Origin of the sequence: Paenibacillus agaridevorans (genome assembly GCF_003112455.1) — a bacterium.
Taxonomy (GTDB): domain Bacteria; phylum Bacillota; class Bacilli; order Paenibacillales; family Paenibacillaceae; genus Pristimantibacillus; species Pristimantibacillus agaridevorans.
Genome location: NZ_BDQX01000036.1, coordinates 166246 through 166809, shown reverse-complemented (window position 1 = coordinate 166809; position 564 = coordinate 166246). Strand labels below are relative to the sequence as shown.

General features: G+C 62.4%; 1 protein-coding gene. It reads right to left on the bottom strand.

All coding sequences use genetic code 11. The annotated features are described in order from the left end of the window. On the bottom strand, positions 1-564 hold a 564-nt coding region (locus PAT3040_RS36720; protein ID WP_181376414.1), incomplete at both ends, for a hypothetical protein.

The window sequence follows — 564 nt, the reverse complement described above, 5'->3', positions numbered from 1 at the left end:
GCGGCCAGCCAGCTTCGCCATTCCGCCGCTGCCTGGCTTGTCTCGGCCACCGCTATAGCCAAAGCAGCTTCGCGCTCGTCCAGCATGGCGCGAATCCGGCTCAGTCTCGCCTCATGCTCGTCCATACGGGAGACTAATCTCTCCTTGCGAGCCAGATGATCGACGGTTGCCCCGACAATAGCTTGCAGCGCTGATTTCGCATCTGGCTGCGTTCTTCCCGCGGAACGGTCAATTAACGCGCTCAAAACCGCTGACGGATCCTTCACGAGCAGCCCAAGGGCCCTCTCTAACCGCTCCTCGGCTGCACTGGCCGTCTCCGCAGAGTCAGAGTTGCCGCCTGTTGCAGCGCTCCAGCCCTTGTTGTTGCCGCTTTTGCCGGAGCGTCCAGCCAAACGGCTGCCTCGATCGGATTTCCCTCTCGTTTTTGCCCTGTCTGCACCTCTGTCCGCGGACAGTCGGCCTACGACCAAAAGTGCGGCGGATGCTCCGCCAATCAGAAGCGCTGCGGCTAAAGCACCGTCGGATAGATCGCCCAGCAGGCCGGCCAGCGATCCTGCTGCGAGC